Source organism: Streptomyces sp. NPDC012769 (assembly GCF_042901205.1).
Taxonomy (GTDB): domain Bacteria; phylum Actinomycetota; class Actinomycetes; order Streptomycetales; family Streptomycetaceae; genus Streptomyces.
On sequence record NZ_JBIBCP010000006.1, the window covers coordinates 66,256 to 81,829 of the forward strand.

Annotated in this window: 13 protein-coding genes; 5 read left to right on the forward strand and 8 right to left on the reverse strand. The window is 73.5% G+C overall.

From position 1 onward, the window contains the following. Positions 1 to 6: 6 nt before the first annotated feature. From ACFY7C_RS28785 to ACFY7C_RS28800, 4 genes are all read right to left on the reverse strand, one after another. Entirely contained in the window at positions 7 to 858 is an 852-nt protein-coding gene (locus ACFY7C_RS28785; protein WP_389655794.1) for a 1,4-dihydroxy-6-naphthoate synthase, read from the reverse strand. Next, a complete protein-coding gene (locus tag ACFY7C_RS28790; RefSeq protein ID WP_389656902.1) occupies positions 855 to 1,610 on the reverse strand; it encodes a futalosine hydrolase in 756 nt (251 codons plus the stop codon). The genes ACFY7C_RS28785 and ACFY7C_RS28790 overlap by 4 nt, the downstream gene beginning before the upstream one ends. A 1-nt stretch (position 1,611) precedes the next feature. Further along, entirely contained in the window at positions 1,612 to 2,088 is a 477-nt protein-coding gene (locus tag ACFY7C_RS28795) for a DUF2771 domain-containing protein (protein WP_389655796.1), read from the reverse strand. Between the two features lie 79 nt (positions 2,089 to 2,167). After that, on the reverse strand, positions 2,168 to 3,565 hold the full coding sequence (locus ACFY7C_RS28800; RefSeq protein ID WP_389655798.1) for an MFS transporter: 1,398 nt from the start codon (positions 3,563 to 3,565) through the stop codon (positions 2,168 to 2,170). 339 nt (positions 3,566 to 3,904) lie between these two features. Here ACFY7C_RS28800 and ACFY7C_RS28805 point away from each other — a divergent pair, with 339 nt between their 5' ends. Beyond that, positions 3,905 to 4,828, forward strand: coding sequence for a DUF3027 domain-containing protein (locus tag ACFY7C_RS28805; protein WP_389655800.1), 924 nt, complete (start codon positions 3,905 to 3,907; stop codon positions 4,826 to 4,828). Positions 4,829 to 5,292: 464 nt separating this feature from the next. After that, on the forward strand, positions 5,293 to 8,508 hold the full coding sequence (locus ACFY7C_RS28810) for a sacsin N-terminal ATP-binding-like domain-containing protein (RefSeq protein WP_389655802.1): 3,216 nt from the start codon (positions 5,293 to 5,295) through the stop codon (positions 8,506 to 8,508). Between the two features lie 93 nt (positions 8,509 to 8,601). On the opposite strand, the gene ACFY7C_RS28815 is transcribed toward ACFY7C_RS28810, so the two are convergent. Beyond that, positions 8,602 to 9,255 carry an MBL fold metallo-hydrolase gene (locus ACFY7C_RS28815; RefSeq protein ID WP_389655804.1) on the reverse strand — a complete coding sequence of 218 codons (654 nt, stop codon included), beginning with the start codon at positions 9,253 to 9,255 and terminating at the stop codon, positions 8,602 to 8,604. Between the two features lie 163 nt (positions 9,256 to 9,418). Here ACFY7C_RS28815 and ACFY7C_RS28820 point away from each other — a divergent pair, with 163 nt between their 5' ends. Continuing rightward, positions 9,419 to 10,333 carry a GlxA family transcriptional regulator gene (locus ACFY7C_RS28820; RefSeq protein WP_389656905.1) on the forward strand — a complete coding sequence of 305 codons (915 nt, stop codon included), beginning with the start codon at positions 9,419 to 9,421 and terminating at the stop codon, positions 10,331 to 10,333. A gap of 28 nt (positions 10,334 to 10,361) precedes the next feature. On the opposite strand, the gene ACFY7C_RS28825 is transcribed toward ACFY7C_RS28820, so the two are convergent. Then, positions 10,362 to 12,770, reverse strand: a complete 2,409-nt coding sequence (locus ACFY7C_RS28825; protein ID WP_389655806.1) for an HAD-IC family P-type ATPase — start codon at positions 12,768 to 12,770, stop codon at positions 10,362 to 10,364. A gap of 123 nt (positions 12,771 to 12,893) precedes the next feature. Then, the gene (locus ACFY7C_RS28830) at positions 12,894 to 13,181 is read right to left on the reverse strand and encodes a DUF2530 domain-containing protein (protein WP_389655808.1); all 288 of its coding nucleotides are present in this window, start codon (positions 13,179 to 13,181) and stop codon (positions 12,894 to 12,896) included. 164 nt (positions 13,182 to 13,345) lie between these two features. On the opposite strand from ACFY7C_RS28830, the gene ACFY7C_RS28835 reads away from it, so the two are divergent. Further along, the gene (locus tag ACFY7C_RS28835) at positions 13,346 to 14,803 is read left to right on the forward strand and encodes an NCS2 family permease (protein ID WP_389655810.1); all 1,458 of its coding nucleotides are present in this window, start codon (positions 13,346 to 13,348) and stop codon (positions 14,801 to 14,803) included. Here the strand turns inward: ACFY7C_RS28835 and ACFY7C_RS28840 are convergent. Further along, entirely contained in the window at positions 14,796 to 14,996 is a 201-nt protein-coding gene (locus ACFY7C_RS28840; RefSeq protein ID WP_389655812.1) for a ribbon-helix-helix protein, CopG family, read from the reverse strand. The two genes, ACFY7C_RS28835 and ACFY7C_RS28840, sit on opposite strands and share 8 nt — an antisense overlap. 132 nt (positions 14,997 to 15,128) lie before the next feature. Between ACFY7C_RS28840 and ACFY7C_RS28845 the strand changes: the two genes are divergently transcribed. After that, the gene (locus tag ACFY7C_RS28845) at positions 15,129 to 15,572 is read left to right on the forward strand and encodes a MarR family winged helix-turn-helix transcriptional regulator (protein WP_389655814.1); all 444 of its coding nucleotides are present in this window, start codon (positions 15,129 to 15,131) and stop codon (positions 15,570 to 15,572) included. Positions 15,573 to 15,574: the final 2 nt, after the last annotated feature.

Genomic DNA, 15,574 nt, shown 5'->3' on the forward strand with positions numbered 1-15,574 from the left:
TGTCCCTCAGGGGAACGACAGCGCGTCGGGGCCGAGGGGCGGGACGAGTCCCTCGGCCGCGGCGCGGGTGAGCAGCCCGCGCACCGCGGCGTAGCCGGTCTCGCCGAGGTCGGCGGTGAACTCGTTGACGTAGAGGCCGATGTGCTGGTCGGCCACCTTGGGGTCCATCTCCTGCGCGTGCTCGAGTACGTACGGGCGGGAGACGGACGGGTCGTCCCAGGCCATCCGGACCGAGGTGCGCGCCGACTCGGCGAGCAGCCGCAGGGTGTCGGCGCCGAGTGAGCGCCGGGCGACGATCGCGCCGAGCGGGATGGGCAGCCCGGTGGTGTGCTCCCAGTGCGCGCCCATGTCGGCGAGGGCGTGCAGCCCGTAGTTCTTGTAGGTGAAGCGGGCCTCGTGGATGACGAGTCCGGCGTCGACCTTGCCGTCGCGCACGGCCGGCATGATCTCGTGGAACGGCATGACGACCACCTCGCCGACCCCGTCGGGGACGACGTCCGCCGCCCACAGCCGGAACAGCAGATAGGCCGTCGAACGCTCGCTCGGCACCGCGACGGTCTTCCCGGCGAGCTCCGCCGGGTCGCCCGCCTCGCGGGTCAGGACGAGGGGCCCGCAGCCGCGGCCCAGGGCGCCGCCGCAGGGCAGCAGGGCGTACTCGTCGAGGATCCAGGGCAGCACGGCGTACGAGACCTTCAGGACGTCGTACGGGGCGCCGCCGCGTTCCGCCCAGCCGTTGGTGAGGTCGATGTCGGCGAAGGTCACGTCGAGGCGGGGCGCGCCGGGGACGCGGCCGTGGGCCCAGGCGTCGAAGACGAAGGTGTCGTTCGGGCAGGGCGAGTAGGCGATCTTCAGTTTCACTGCGGGGTTCCCTCGGAGTCCGTGAAGACGGTGGGGGTCAGCAGCCGGAAGGCGCGGCGCAAGGCGTCCAGGGCCTCGCCGATGCGCCAGGCGGCGCGGTCGCGGGGGCCGACGGCGTTGGAGACGGCGCGGATCTCGAGGACGGGCAGGCCGTACGCGGCGGCGGCCTCCGCCACTCCGAAGCCCTCCATCGCCTCGGCGGCGGCGCCGGGGTGACGCTCCGCCAGTTCGGTGGCGCGTTCGGCGGTGCCGGTGACGGTGGAGACGGTGAGCACGGTGCCGACGACGTGCGGCTGCCCGCCGTGGGCGAGCGCGTCGGCGGCCGCCTTGGTCAGGGCCTCGGGGACCCGGTGCACCGAGCGGCCGAAGCCGAGTTCCTCGACGGCCAGGTATCCGTCGGCGGTCTGCGCGCCGAGGTCCGCTCCGACGACGGCGTCGGCCACGACGACGGTCCCGAGGGGCGCGGCGGGCTGGAAACCGCCGGCGATCCCGGCGGAGACGACGAGGCCGTAGGGCCGGTGGGTGGTGGCGTGGGCGAGGGCGGTCGCGGTGGCCGCGGCGGCCGCGGCCGGGCCGACGCCGGCCACGAGGACGTCGACGACCGGGCCCGTCCGCGCGGTCGCCGTCGCAGGCGTGGTCGCGTGTCGGCGCAGGGTGAAGCCGCCGGGCAGGGGCACGTCGACGGCCGGGCCGTCGGCGACGGAGTCGGCCTCCGCCGCCACGGCCGTCACGACCAGGATGCGAGGGGACAGGTCAGGACTTCTTCTGGAACTCGAAGGACCAGATGCCGGTGACCTTCTTGCCGGAGTTCTCGACGATGGTGACCCTGGTCTTGTCCGAGGGCTCGCCCGCCTGGTTGCTGAAGAAGGCGCTGGCCTGGATGGAGCGGTAGGTCTTGGTGAACGGCTCGGGCTCGACGTTCTGCCCGTTCAGGAAGATCGTCCAGCCGTTCTCGGCGACCTCGGGGTCGACGCCGAAGCGCACCCGCTCGGTCGGGTCGACGGAGACGGCCTTGCCGGGCTTGTTGAGGCACTCGCCGAGCTGCTTCTCGGGGATCGCCTTGCCGTCGTCGTAGCAGACGGCCTCGGTGTTCACCGACGTGGAGCCGACCGTCACGGTCGCAACCGGGGACGGCTTGTCGCAGGCGGAGAGGACGAGGAGCCCGGCGGAGACGGCCCCGAGGGCCGCGGTGGCCCGACGGTGCTTGCGGGTGAGGAACGCAACGGTCATGAGCCGAAGGCTATCGGGCCGTCGCGTCCGCGCCACGCGGGGGTGCGGCGTGCCGCTCGACACACTCCGCCCGGCCCCCTCAGGCCACTCGGGCCTTCGTGGAGCCTCCCCGGTGCCGGTGGCGGCGGGCCGCCCCGATCAGGCCCCGTACGGACAGCAGCCAGCCCAGGCCGAGCAGCCCGGCCGCCACCGCCATGCCCAGCGTGCCGTTCAGCGGCAGGGAGATGCCGATGGCGCCGCCCACCACCCACGCCATCTGCAGCGCCGTCTCCGAACGGGCGAACGCCGACGTCCGCACGGCCTCCGGCACGTCCCGCTGGATCGTGGCGTCGAGGGACAGCTTCGACAGGGCCTGCGTCAGGCCCGCGACCGCGCCGAGCACCGCCACCATCAGGCCGCCGAAGAAGATCGCCGCGCAGATCGCCGTACAGAGGACGACCGACAGCATCGTGGCGATGATCACCTCCGGGCCGTGGCCCCGTTCCCGCAGCAGCGAGCCGACGGCCGTCCCGCACGCGTTGCCGACGCCCGCCGCCACCGCCACCATGCCGAGCGACACCGCCGCGCTCTGCCCGGGCAGCGGGTGCACGCGCAGCAGGAACGCCAGGAAGAAGATCAGGAAACCCGACAGCATGCGCTGCGAGGCGTTCGCCTGGAGCCCGTGCAGCACGGACGGGCCGACCGTCCGCAGGCTCGGCCGCTTCTCGCCGTGCGTCAGCAGATGGGCGCGCCGCTCACCCTTCGCCGAGTCGACCTTGTGGGGCATCCGCAGCGCCCAGAACGTGCCCAGCAGGAACAGCGCGCACGCCCCGTACAGCGGCCAGCCGGGTCCGACGAGCTGGAGCCCCGCGCCGATCGGCGCGGCGACGCCGGTGGCGAGGAGACCGGCGAGGGTCACCCGTGAGTTCGCCTTCACCAGGGAGAAGTCCGGTGGCAGCAGGCGTGGCACGACGGCGCTGCGCACCACCCCGTACGCCTTCGACGCCACCAGCACGCCCAGCGCCGCTGGATACAGCTGGATCCCGCCGGTGGCGACCGCCCCGGACATGGCGACGGCCAGCACGGCCCGGGTCAGCATGGCGCCCGCCATGGCCGCGCGGCGGCCGTGCGGGATGCGGTCGAGCAGCGGGCCGATGACCGGCGCGAGGAGGGTGAAGGGGGCCATCGTGATGGCCAGGTAGAGCGCGACCCGGCCGCGGGCCTCGTCGGTCGGCACCGAGAAGAAGACGGTGGAGGCGAGAGCGACGGTGATCATGACGTCGCCGGCGCCGTTGACCGCGTGCAGCTCGATCAGCTTTCCGAGCCCCGACTCGCCCGCGCCGTGCGCGTGCGTCGCCTTTCTGATGCCGCGCGCGGTGCCCGTGAACGGCAGGTGCAGGGCGCGACCCACCTTCCGGCCCGCTCGGCTGAGCGGCCCGGCATGATCGTGCGATCGTGCGGAAGACCGTGCGGCTGCCACTCCGTCATAGTGCCCCACGGACACGCCGTACGAACCGATGGCAGGGCCCGCGAGGCGGAGTCGGAGGTCCGCGATGCGGGCCACTTGGGTCGGGCAGGTGGGCTGAGCGCTGCGAACGGGGTAGCGTGCGTAGCGCGCCACCGGCGGATGTTCTCGGCCGCGCGCCTCTTCGGCATCCCGCAGAATGGATGACGATAGGTGTGCCCGAGACACGCGAGAAGCACGAGAGACATGTCGGGCGTGGACGTCGATGCGGCCCTCTGGTCCGCTCCGCCCACGGCCCCGGACTTCGCTCCCGCTCGCTCCCGTTCCTCGGCCGGCGCACCCGTGAGACGGCGTAGGAGAGAAGCGAGACCTGTGAGTGCGACGACGCGAAGCCGTACCCCGCGTACCCCGCGAGCCACGCGTACCCCCGACCGTCTGTGCGCCGAGGCCGTAGACGTCGCCCGGGAGGCCGCCGAGGAGGCGGCCGCGCCCGGTGTCGTCGGGGAGCACGTCGAGGTCGTCGCCGAGGGCGACCGGGTCGTCACGCACTTCTTCGAGTGCGAGGAGCCGGGCTACCGCGGCTGGCGCTGGGCCGTCACCGTCACCCGGGCCTCCCGCGCCAAGAACGTCACGCTTGACGAAACCGTCCTGCTGCCCGGCCCGGACGCCCTCCTCGCGCCCGAGTGGGTGCCGTGGAGCGAGCGGCTGCGGCCCGGTGACATGGGCCCCGGCGATCTGCTGCCGACGGAGCAGGACGACCTGCGCCTGGAGCCCGGCTACTCGGGCGAGGACGCGCCGCCGCCGAACTCGGCCGTCTCGGAGGAGATGGAGGAGCACCTCGACGTCGAGGACGCCGAGATCACCTCCCGTACGCCGTCGCGGGGTGCGATCGCGGCGGTCGCCGAGGAGCTGGGGATGCGGCGGGCGCGGGTGCTGTCCCGTTACGGGCTGCACACCGCGGCGGACCGCTGGGACGAGGCGTTCGGCGCGAAGACGCCGATGGCGCAGGCGGCGCCGGCGAGCTGTGTCTCCTGCGCCTTCCTGGTGCCGCTGGCCGGCTCCCTGAAGCAGGCGTTCGGTGTCTGCGCCAACGAGTTCTCGCCCGCCGACGGGCGGGTCGTGTCGCTCGCGTACGGGTGCGGTGGGCACTCCGAGGCCGCGGTCATGCCGAAGCCTCCGCGTCCGGCGCTGCCGGTCCTGGACTCGATGGCCGCGGACGAGTTCCCCCTCCGCCCGGCGAAGGACTCCGGCTCCACGACCGAACCGGACGCGTCTGAGGACCTGGGCCACTCGTAGCCGCTGCGGGGGCCGGTGCGGGCCGCCGCCCCGCTGGCCCCGCGCCTGCCCGCACGTGCGGCCCGCCGCCCTGCTGGGCCTTCGCCCGCGCCCGTGTGGGCCTTCGCCCCGCTGGGGCGGTGCCCACCCGCCCCCCGTTGTGGGCATTCGTTCCGCTGGGGCGGAACGGGTGGGCACAACGGAACGGTGCCCCTTGCCGGGCCTAGGCTCCCGGTGCCTTGACCCGCACCACGGGTGCGCCGTGCTTGTGGTGCGGGTAGGTGCAGGTGCGGAACGCGCCCGCATGGGCGCCGTCCCGTGTGCCCACCCGTCCCGCCCTGCGGGACGATTGCCCACACGGGGGTGGGACGAAGGCGGCGGCCCCGCATGTGGGCTGGTCCAGAGGGGCGGGGGGACGTGCCCCGGCGGGGGAGGGGGGCGGGGCGCGGTACCTTCGGGCACCGGCCACATCCCCGTACCGCAGAGTGGAGTCAGACGTGAGCGTCAGCGTCAGGACGTCGACCGACGGAGCCGACCCCTTCGGTACCGCACGGCTCCGCAGAGGCGTGCTCGACGCGTGGGGCGCCGGACCGGCCCGCTTCCGTGAGGACGCCAACGCCGAGGAGGACCTGGTCCTCGGCGGCTACCGGGACCGGCTCGTCGTCGAGCTGGCCCAGAACGCCGCCGACGCCGCCCGCCGCGCCGGCGTCACCGGCCGGCTGCGCCTCACCCTGCACCCGGCCGACGCCGACGGCCCCGCCGCCCTGGCCGCCGCCAACACCGGCGCCCCGCTGGACGCGGCCGGCGTCGAGTCGCTCTCGACCCTCCGCGCCTCCGCCAAGCGCTCGGAGCGCGACTCCGGCGCCGTCGGCCGCTTCGGCGTCGGCTTCGCCGCCGTGCTCGCCGTCACCGACGAGCCGGCCGTCCTCGGCCGCCACGGCGGTGTCCGCTGGTCCCTCGCGGAGGCCCGTGAGCTGGCCGCCGAGACCGCCCGGCACAGCCCCGGCCTGGGCGACGAGCTGCGCCGCCGCGACGGCCACGTACCGCTGCTGCGCCTGCCGCTGCCCGCCGAGGGCACCGCGCCCGACGGCTACGACACCGTGGTCGTCCTCCCGCTGCGCGACTCGGCCGCCGTCGACCTCGCCGAGCGGCTCCTCGCCGCCGTCGACGACGCCCTGCTGCTCACCCTCCCCGGACTGACCGAGGTCGTCGTCGAGACGGCGGACGGCCGGGTGCGCACCCTCACCCGCACCGAGAGCGACGGCTACGTCCACCTCACCGACACCACCGACTCCGGGACGCTGACCCGTCGCTGGCGGACCGTCAGCCACGGCGGCCCCCTGGACGCGGGCCTGCTGAAGGACCGCCCCGTCGAGGAACGGCTCCGCCCGCACTGGTCGGTGACCTGGGCCGTACCGGTCGACACGGAGGGCGCGCCGCGCTACCCGCACACCACGCCCGTCGTCCACGCCCCGACCCCGACCGACGAGCCCCTCGGCATCCCCGCCCTGCTCATCGCCTCCTTCCCGCTGGACACGGCCCGCCGCCACCCGGCGCCGGGCCCGCTCACGGACTTCCTGGTGGAACGGGCGGGCGAGGCGTACGCCGAGCTGCTCGCCGACTGGCTGCCGGTGACCACCGGCACCCTCGACCTGGTGCCCGGACCGCTCGGCAAGGGCGCCCTCGACGGGGCGCTGCGCGCCGCCGTCCTGGAGCGGCTGCCGCGGGTGGCGTTCCTGGCCCCGGCCGCCGCGTCGGAGGAGCTGCCCGCGCTGCGCCCGATCGAGGCGGAGGTGGTGGAGGGCGCCGGCGCCGACACGGTCGCGGTGCTGGCCGAGGTGTTCCCGACGCTGCTGCCGGCCGGTCTGGAGCGGCGGACGGAGCTGCGGACGCTGGGCGTGGGCCGGCTGCCGCTGACGGAGGCGATCGACCGGCTGGCGGGCGCGCACCGGTCGCCCCGGTGGTGGTGGCGGCTCTACGACTCCCTCGCGGGCGTCGACCCGGACCGGCTGACGGGCCTGCCGGTGCCGCTGATGGGCCCGGCGGGTACGGCGGCGGCCGAGGCGCCGGCCCCGGACGCGGCGGAGGACGAGGAGATCCCGCCGGCGGCCCGGGTCCGCACCACCATCGGCCCCCGCCAGGTCCTCCTTCCGCAGGACCACACGCCCGTCGACCTGGGGCGGCTCGGTCTGAAGGTCGCCCACCCGGACGCGGCGCACCCGATCCTGGAGAAGCTGGGGGCCGTACCGGCGACGCCGCGCGCGGTGCTCACCACGCCGCAGGTGCGGGCGGCGGTCGCGGCCTCGCTCGACGCGGGCGAGATCTGGGACGAGGACGCCGACACCCTGGACGCGGACGAGCTCGCGGAGACCGTGCTCGCCCTCGTGCGGGACGCGGACCTCGGGCCCGGGGACGAGCCGTGGCTGGGGGCGCTGGCGCTGCCCGACGAGGACGGCGAGCTCGCCCCGGCCGGGGAACTCGTGCTGCCCGGCTCGCCGTTCGCGTCGGTGATGCGCGAGGGCGAACTCGCCCTGGTGGACGCCGAGCTGGCCGAGCGCTGGGGCGAACAGCCGCTCGCCGCCTGCGGGGTGCTCGCGAACTTCCAGCTGGTGCGGGCCGCCGACCTGGTGCTCGACCCGGACGAACTGGAGCCGCGCGAGGGCGACTTCGCCGAGCCGGACGACGCCGGTCTCCTCGACGCCGTCGACGTGTGGTGCGAGGACGTCCTGGACCGGCTGCCGGAGGCGCCGGTGCCGCCGGTGGCGACGGAGATCGTGGCCGTACGGGACCTGGACCTGGTCGACGACGACGCCTGGCCGCAGGCGCTGGCCCTGCTCGCGCGGCCGCCGCTGCGGGACGCGCTGACGCAGCCGGTGCGGGTGCTGCTGCCGGACGGGACCACGGAGACCGTCCGTTCGTACACCGCCTGGTGGCTGCGCGACCACCCCGTCCTCGACGGCCGCCGCCCGGCCGGTCTGCGGGCCGCCGGCACGGACCCGCTGCTGATCGGCCTGTACGACTCGGCCGACGCGACCGGCTTCGAGGACGAGCAGGTGCTGCGGGCCCTGGGCGTACGGACCTCGGTGCCGGCGCTCCTGGACGAGCCGGGCGGTGCGGCCGAGCTCCTGGCCCGGCTCGCCGACCCGTCCCGCGAGGTGTCCGGCGCCCAGCTGCACGCCCTGTACACGGCCCTGGCCGACCTGGACCCGGACCAGGTGACCCTGCCCGACGAGCTGCGGGCGGTCGTGGACGGCGAGCTGGTGGTGGTCGACGCGGCCGAGGCCCTGGTCGCCGACGCCCCCGACCTGCTGCCCCTCGCGACCGGCCTGCCCCTCCTCCCGGTCGCCCCGTCCCACGCGGCCGACCTGGCCGAGCTGTTCCAGGTCCGGCGGCTGAGCGAGGCGGTGGAGGCGGAGGTCACGACGGTCGGCGAGGAGCACGAGGTGCCGCCCGCGGTCCACGCCCTCCTCGGCCCGGCCACCCCGGCCACGTACATCGAGCACGAGGAACTCCGCGCCGCCGGCACCGAACTGGACTGGCGCCGCACCCCCGACGGCGTCATCCACGCCGCCACCCTGGAGGGCGTCGCCGCGGGCCTCGCCTGGGCCGCGGGCCAGTGGCCCCGCCGCTTCGAGGTGGCGGCCCTCCTGGAGGACCCGTCGCGGACGGCGGAACTGGCGCGGGACCGCTGGTTCGACTGACCCCGCCCGCCGCCGCCCGGCAGTGCCCCGTCACCTGACGGCGTACCGCCGGGCGGCGCGCTGTCGGGCGCTGCCTCGCGGGCCCGACACGGCCTAGCGCGGTGCGGTGTCGTCGGCCGGGAAGGGGGCGCCGTGGCCCGGCACGATCACGTCCGCGGCGGCGAGCACCCGCAGCCGGGAGGCGCGCAGCACCTCGCGGTCGGGGGCGACCGGGTCCTCGGCCGGGCCGTCCGGGCGCCACCACAGGTCGCCCACGAACGCCACCACGCCCTCCTCCGTGCCCGCCAGCAGGGTGATGTCCTCGGCGCTGTGGCCCGGCGTGCGGATCAGCCGCAGCGAGGGGCTCAGCTCGTAGCCCTCGGCGTCCCGGTCGGTCCACTGGTCGGCCTCGTAGATCGCCTTGTGGTCGTGCACCCTGGCCCGCCCGAACAGACCGACGTTCATGGTGTTGTCGGGGTGGTGATGGCTGAGGACGACGTCGGTGATGTCGTCGGGCCCGAGCCCCAGTCCGGCCAGCGGCCCGAGGATGCGGTCACGGCTCGCCACCATCCCGGGGTCGATGATCACGTGACGGTCGCCCTCGGAGACGTAGGAGACGGTGGCGGCGACGCCGGGGCCGGTGGACAGGGTGTATCCGGTGGTCAGGACGGTGTAGGCGGCCCGGCGCCGGAGCGGGGCCGGTCCGTCGGTGGGGGTGGGCGCGGTGGTGGGGGCGGTGTGGTCCGGCGCTGCGATGTCGTTCGTCATGAGGGGAATCCTTCCGCCGGGGCCCGGCGGCCACGAGTGGCACGGATGCCACCGATCGCAGGAAATGTGCCACCACTGCCGCCACCGCCGCCGCGGGCCGTGGCACACTCCGCGGGTGCCTCCCTTCACCACCGTCGCCGCGTACACCCCGCCCGGCGTCGGCATGCTGGCCGTCGGCATCGTCGCCGAGGTGTTCGGCCCGCACGGGGAGGGGGCGCCCGGCTTCGACTTCGCCCTCTGCGGCGACCGGCCGGGTGCCGTCCCCACCGACCTGGGCGTGCCCCTGTCGGTCGCGCACGGCCTGGACCGGCTGACCGCCGCCGACCTCGTCCTCGTCCTGCCGTCGGCCGGCTTCCGCACGCCGTCCCCGCCCGCGGTGCTGGACGCCCTCGTGGCGGCGCACGAGCGGGGCGCGCTGGTCGCCGCTCACTGCGTCGGTGCGTTCGTGCTGGCGGCCGCGGGACTGCTGGACGGCCTGCGGGCCACCACCCACTGGCGGTTCGCCGACCTCCTGGCCCGCCGCCATCCGGGCGTGATCGTCGAACCGGACGCCCTCTACCTCGACCAGGGGCGGATCAGCACGGGCGCCGGAGCCGCCGCGGGCTTCGACCTGTGCCTGCACCTCATCAGGCGGGAGCACGGAGCGGCCCTGGCGAACACCATCGCCCGCGACATGGTGCTGCCCTCGCACCGGGACGGCGGGCAGGCGCAGTACCTGGCCGCGCCCGTCCCCGAGAACGGCGAGGACGAGCGCCTCGCCGAGGTGCTCGCCTGGGCGCGTGAGCACCTCCACGAACCCCTGCCCGTCGCTGAGCTGGCCCGGCGGGCCCTGATGAGCAAGCGCTCCTTCGCCCGCCGTTTCGCCGCCGCCACCGGCACCACCCCGCACGCCTGGCTGCGGGACCTGCGCCTGAGCGGCGCCGAGGAGCTCCTGGAGACGACGGACCTGCCGGTCGAGGAGATCGCCCGCAGGGTCGGCTACGGCAGCGCGGCGGTCCTGCGCGACCAGTTCGTACGCCGCCGGGGAATCCCGCCCCGCTCCTACCGCCGCTCCTTCACCCGTACGACCGGCAACTGACCGGCCTGCCCGGGGCGCCCCGGAGCCCTCATGCCGGGAACCTGCGCCCCACCCACCGCCACGCGAACTCCAGCACCGCGGCGCCCGCCGCCGCGATCGCGACCGCCGTCCACGGCATGGTCACGCCGACGAGCTTGAGGGCGAAGAAGTCCTGGAGCCAGGGGACGACGAGGACGAGGAGGAAGGCGCCGCCCATGGTGGCGACGAGGGTGACGCGCCACCAGGTGTAGGGGCGGGCGATGATCGCGAGGACCCACATGGAGACGAGGAAGAGGGTGAGGGTCGCGGCGCTGGTCTCGGCGTCGAGGGCGCCGGGGCCCGCGTAGTGGTGGCGGGCCAGGAGGTAGGTGGTGAAGGTGGCCGCCGCGGCGATGACGCCGGCCGGGATCGCGTACCGCATCACCCGCCGTACGAAGTGGGGCTTGGCGCGCTCCTTGTTGGGGGCGAGGGCCAGGAAGAAGGCGGGGACGCCGATGGTGAGGGTGGACAGCAGGGTGAGGTGGCGGGGCAGGAAGGGGTACTCGACCTGGGAGCAGACCACCAGGACGGCGAGGAGGACGGAGTAGACCGTCTTCGTCAGGAAGAGGGTGGCCACCCGGGTGATGTTGCCGATGACCCGCCGGCCCTCCGCCACCACCGACGGCAGCGTCGCGAAGGAGTTGTTCAGGAGCACGATCTGCGCGACCGCGCGGGTGGCCTCCGAGCCGGAGCCCATGGAGACGCCGATGTCGGCGTCCTTCAGCGCGAGCACGTCGTTGACGCCGTCGCCGGTCATGGCGACGGTGTGTCCGTGGGACTGGAGGGCGGCGACCATCTCGCGCTTCTGCTGCGGGGTGACCCGGCCGAAGACCGCGTGCTCGTCGAGGGCGCGGGCCATCTCCTCCCGTTCGGTGGGCAGCCGTCGCGCGTCGATGGTGTTCCCGGCGCCCGGCAGGCCCAGCTTTCCGGCGACGGCGCTGACGGAGACCGCGTTGTCGCCGGAGATCACCTTGGCGGCGACGTTCTGGTCGGCGAAGTAGGCGAGGGTGTCGGCGGCGTCGGGCCGCAGCCGCTGTTCGAGGACGACGAGGGCGGTGGCGCGGGCGTCGGCGGCGACGTCGGGGGAGTCGAGCTCGCGGGTGGTGCGGGCCAGGAGCAGCACCCGCAGGCCCTGCTCGTTGAGCCGGTCGACCTCGGCGAGGGCGGGGTCGGTGTGCGGAAGCAGCACGTCGGGGGCGCCGAGCAGCCAGGTGGAGTTCTCGCCGTCGCCCTCGCTGAAGGCGGCGCCGCTGTACTTGCGGGCGGAGGAGAAGGGCAGCGCCTGGGTGCAGCGCCAGTCGACGGCGTCGGGATAGGCGTCGATGACGGCCTGGAGGGAGGCGTTGGGGCGCGGGTCGGACTCGCCGAGCGCGCCGAGCACCTTCCGTACGTACGTCTCGTCCGCGCCGTTCAGCAGGCGAAGCTCGGTGACGTCCATGCCGCCCTCGGTGAGGGTGCCGGTCTTGTCGAGGCAGACGACGTCGACGCGGGCGAGGCCCTCGATGGCGGGGAGCTCCTGCACGAGGCACTGTTTGCGGCCGAGGCGGATCACGCCGATCGCGAAGGCGACGGAGGTGAGGAGGACCAGGCCCTCGGGGATCATGGGGACGATGCCGCCGACGGTGCGGGCGACGGAGTTCTTGAAGTCGTTGTCCTTGACGACGAGCTGGCTGATGATCAGGCCGATGGCGGTCGGCACCATCATCCAGGTCACGTACTTGAGGATGGTGGAGATGCCGGAGCGCAGCTCGGAGTGGACGAGGGTGAAGCGGGACGCCTCCTCGGCGAGCTGGGCGGCGTAGGCCTCGCGGCCCACCTTGGTGGCGGTGAACGCGCCGCCGCCGGCGACCACGAAGGATCCGGACATCATCCGGTCGCCGGGCTGCTTCACGACGGGGTCGGCCTCGCCGGTGAGCAGCGACTCGTCGACCTCCAGGCTGTCGGCCTCGGCGACCTCGCCGTCGACGACCACCTTGTCGCCGGGGCCCAGCTCGATCAGGTCCCCGAGGACGATCTCGGAGGTGGAGATCTCGGCGGAGACGCCGTCGCGGCGGACGGTGGGCCTGGCCTCGCCGATGACCGCGAGTCCGTCGAGGGTCTTCTTGGCGCGCAGTTCCTGGATGATGCCGATGCCGGTGTTGGCGATGATCACGAAGCCGAAGAGGCTGTCCTGGATCGGCGCGACGAAGAGCATGATCACCCACAGCACGCCGATGATCGCGTTGAAGCGGGTGAAGACGTTGCCGCGGATGATGTCGGCGGTGGAGCGGGAACTGCGGACGGGTACGTCGTTGACCTCGCCGCGGGCGACCCGCTCGGCGACCTCGGCGGAGGTCAGCCCGGCGATCCGGTGCACGACGGGGGACCGGGCCTCCGCCGTCTCGCTGCCGTCGGTGTCGATCTTCGCCCGCTGACTCATGTTGTCGACGTTACGACCGGACGGGGCCGTTCACCCGCCGAGCGGGCCGAAGATCGGACCGGGGGAGGACACGAATGGTCCCCAGGTACTACGGCAGGCCCTACGGGGCGGTGGCCTCGGGCCCTACGGGGCGGGGTGCCCGGCCTCGTGCCCGGCCTCGCGCCCGGCGGCCGCGTGGCGCTTGATCGCCGCGTCCCGCTTCCGCACGTACCAGATGCCGATGAGTCCGAGGCCCGCGCCGGCCAGGCAGGTCCACACCCACCAGGTCAGGTCGCGGTCGTCGAACCAGCCGTAGAAGGGGACCTGGACGAGGAACAGGACGAACCAGAGGATCGTGCCGCCCGTGATGGTGGCGACGACGGGCCCCTCCAGGGGCTCCGGTGCCTCGTACTTCGGTGTCCACTTCGCCATGCCGGTCAGTCTAGGCGGCCGAAATTCGTGTTCACGCGGGTCTACGCGCGGAGATGGACGCCCGCTCGTTCATGTGTTCATACTGAAACGGTTTGCCTCTGGCGGGTTCCCCTCGTATGAACCGCCAAATGGACGTCTTCACACCTCCGTAGAGGAACCCCCCAATGAGCACCACGGCCACCGCCAAGGCCATGCCCACGCCCCCGGAGCCCTCGACCCCGCAGGGTCCCGTCTCCGGCCTCGACCGCTTCTTCAAGATCTCCGAGCGCGGCTCCACCGTCGCCCGCGAGGTCCGCGGCGGTTTCGCCACCTTCTTCGCGATGGCCTACATCATCGTGCTGAACCCGATCATCCTCGGCAGCGCCAAGGACATGTACGGGCACCAGCTCGACGGCGGCCAGCTCGTCACCGCGACCGTCCTGACCGCGGCCTTCTCGACCCTCCTCATGGGCGTCATCGGCAATGTGCCGATCGCCCTCGCCGCCGGTCTCGGCGTCAACACGGTCGTCGCGCTCCAGCTGGCGCCCAGGATGTCGTGGCCGGACGCGATGGGCATGGTCGTGCTCGCGGGTCTGGTCGTGATGCTGCTCGTCGCGACGGGCCTGCGCGAGCGCGTGATGAACGCCGTGCCGGTCGGCCTGCGCAAGGGCATCGCGATCGGCATCGGCCTGTTCATCATGCTGATCGGCCTGGTGGACTCGGGCTTCGTCTCCCGCATCCCCGACGCCGCCCACACCACCGTCCCGCTGCAGCTCGGCGGCGACGGTCACCTCACCGGCTGGCCGGTGCTCGTCTTCGTCCTGGGCACCCTGCTCACCCTCGCGCTGATCGTCCGCAAGGTGCCGGGCGCGATCCTGATCTCGATCGTCGTGATGACGATCGTGGCCATGGTGATCAACGCGATCGCCACCGTCCCCTCCTGGGGCCTGACCACGCCGGAGTGGCCCGGCAACCCGGTCGCCTCGCCCGACTTCGGTCTGGTCGGCCAGGTCAGCCTGTTCGGCGGCTTCGACAAGGTCGGCCTCCTGACCGGTGTCCTGTTCGTCTTCACCGTGCTGCTGTCGTGCTTCTTCGACGCCATGGGCACGATCCTCGGCGTCGGCGACGAGGCCGAGCTGACGGACAAGGACGGCAACTTCCCGGGCATCAACAAGGTCCTGCTGGTCGACGGCCTCGCCGTCGCCTCCGGCGGCGCCACCTCGTCCTCCGCCACCACCTGCTTCGTGGAGTCCACCGCCGGTGTCGGCGAGGGCGCCCGCACGGGCCTGGCCTCGGTGGTGACCGGTGGTCTGTTCTCGGTCGCGCTGTTCCTCACGCCGCTCGCCACGATGGTGCCCTCGCAGGCGGCGACCCCCGCCCTGCTGGCGGTCGGTTTCCTGATCCTGGCCGGGTCGGTCAAGGAGATCGACTGGAGCGACTTCACGATCGCCGTGCCGGCCTTCCTGGCGATGCTGATGATGCCGTTCACGTACTCGATCACCAACGGCATCGGCATCGGCTTCATCGCCTTCAGCGTGCTGCGACTGGCGGCCGGCCGGGGCCGTGAGGTGCCCGTGGCCATGTACGTGGTGTCGGCGGTCTTCGTCTTCTACTACGCGATGCCGGCGCTGGGCCTCACGTGATCGCGGGGCGCGTGGCCGCCCCGTAGAACTTCTCCGTCTCCTCGACGGCGGTCTTGAACCGCTCGTCGAAGTCCTCCCGAATGAGCGTCCGGACGACATAGTCCTGGACGCTCATTCCTCTTCTGGCGGCGTGTCCGCGGAGCCGTTCGAGCAGCTCTCCGTCGACGCGCAGGCTGAGCACGGTCGATTCCATGCCCGTCAGGTTCGCGCCACCAGCGGCCCGTGTGTGTCACTTTCCGGTTCGGCCTCACTCGTTCGGGTGAGAGATCGTGGCCGGAGGTTTTCGATTGGTCTTTAGTTAGAGTAATGAGTTACGCTAAGGAACATGCCTGACCTGTCCCACAGCACCGCCGACGACGCCGCGGCCGTGAACGCCCTCCGCAGCGCCGTCATGCGGCTGAGCCGGCGCCTGAAGCACCAGCGCGTCGACGAATCGCTGAGCCCCACCGAGATGTCGGTGCTGGGCACCCTGTCGCTCTGCGGCTCGGCCACCCCTGGTGAGCTGGCCCGCAAGGAGCACGTCCAGCCGCCATCGATGACGCGCATCGTCGCGCTCCTCGAGGCCAAGGGACTGGTCCGGCTCGAGCCGCATCCCGACGACCGTCGGCAGAAGGTGGTCAGGCAGACCGAGCAGGCGGAATCCATGCTGGAAGAGTCCCGCCGTAAACGGAACGCCTGGCTCGCCACCCTCGCCGAAGGTCTCGACGAGGACGAATGGGCCAGGCTGCGCGCGGCCGCCCCGGTCCTGGAGAAGCTCGCACACCTCTAGAC

What these genes read in the sequence shown, in the direction of transcription:
- ACFY7C_RS28815 (WP_389655804.1), bottom strand. Translation starts at nt 9,255, where the DNA reads ATGACGAACGACATCGCAGCGCCGGACCACACCGCCCCCACCACCGCG.
- ACFY7C_RS28820 (WP_389656905.1), top strand. Translation starts at nt 9,419, where the DNA reads ATGCTGGCCGTCGGCATCGTCGCCGAGGTGTTCGGCCCGCACGGGGAG.
- ACFY7C_RS28835 (WP_389655810.1), top strand. Translation starts at nt 13,346, where the DNA reads ATGAGCACCACGGCCACCGCCAAGGCCATGCCCACGCCCCCGGAGCCC.
- ACFY7C_RS28840 (WP_389655812.1), bottom strand. Translation starts at nt 14,996, where the DNA reads ATGGAATCGACCGTGCTCAGCCTGCGCGTCGACGGAGAGCTGCTCGAA.
- ACFY7C_RS28830 (WP_389655808.1), bottom strand. Translation starts at nt 13,181, where the DNA reads ATGGCGAAGTGGACACCGAAGTACGAGGCACCGGAGCCCCTGGAGGGG.
- ACFY7C_RS28845 (WP_389655814.1), top strand. Translation starts at nt 15,129, where the DNA reads ATGCCTGACCTGTCCCACAGCACCGCCGACGACGCCGCGGCCGTGAAC.
- ACFY7C_RS28795 (WP_389655796.1), bottom strand. Translation starts at nt 2,088, where the DNA reads ATGACCGTTGCGTTCCTCACCCGCAAGCACCGTCGGGCCACCGCGGCC.
- ACFY7C_RS28825 (WP_389655806.1), bottom strand. Translation starts at nt 12,770, where the DNA reads ATGAGTCAGCGGGCGAAGATCGACACCGACGGCAGCGAGACGGCGGAG.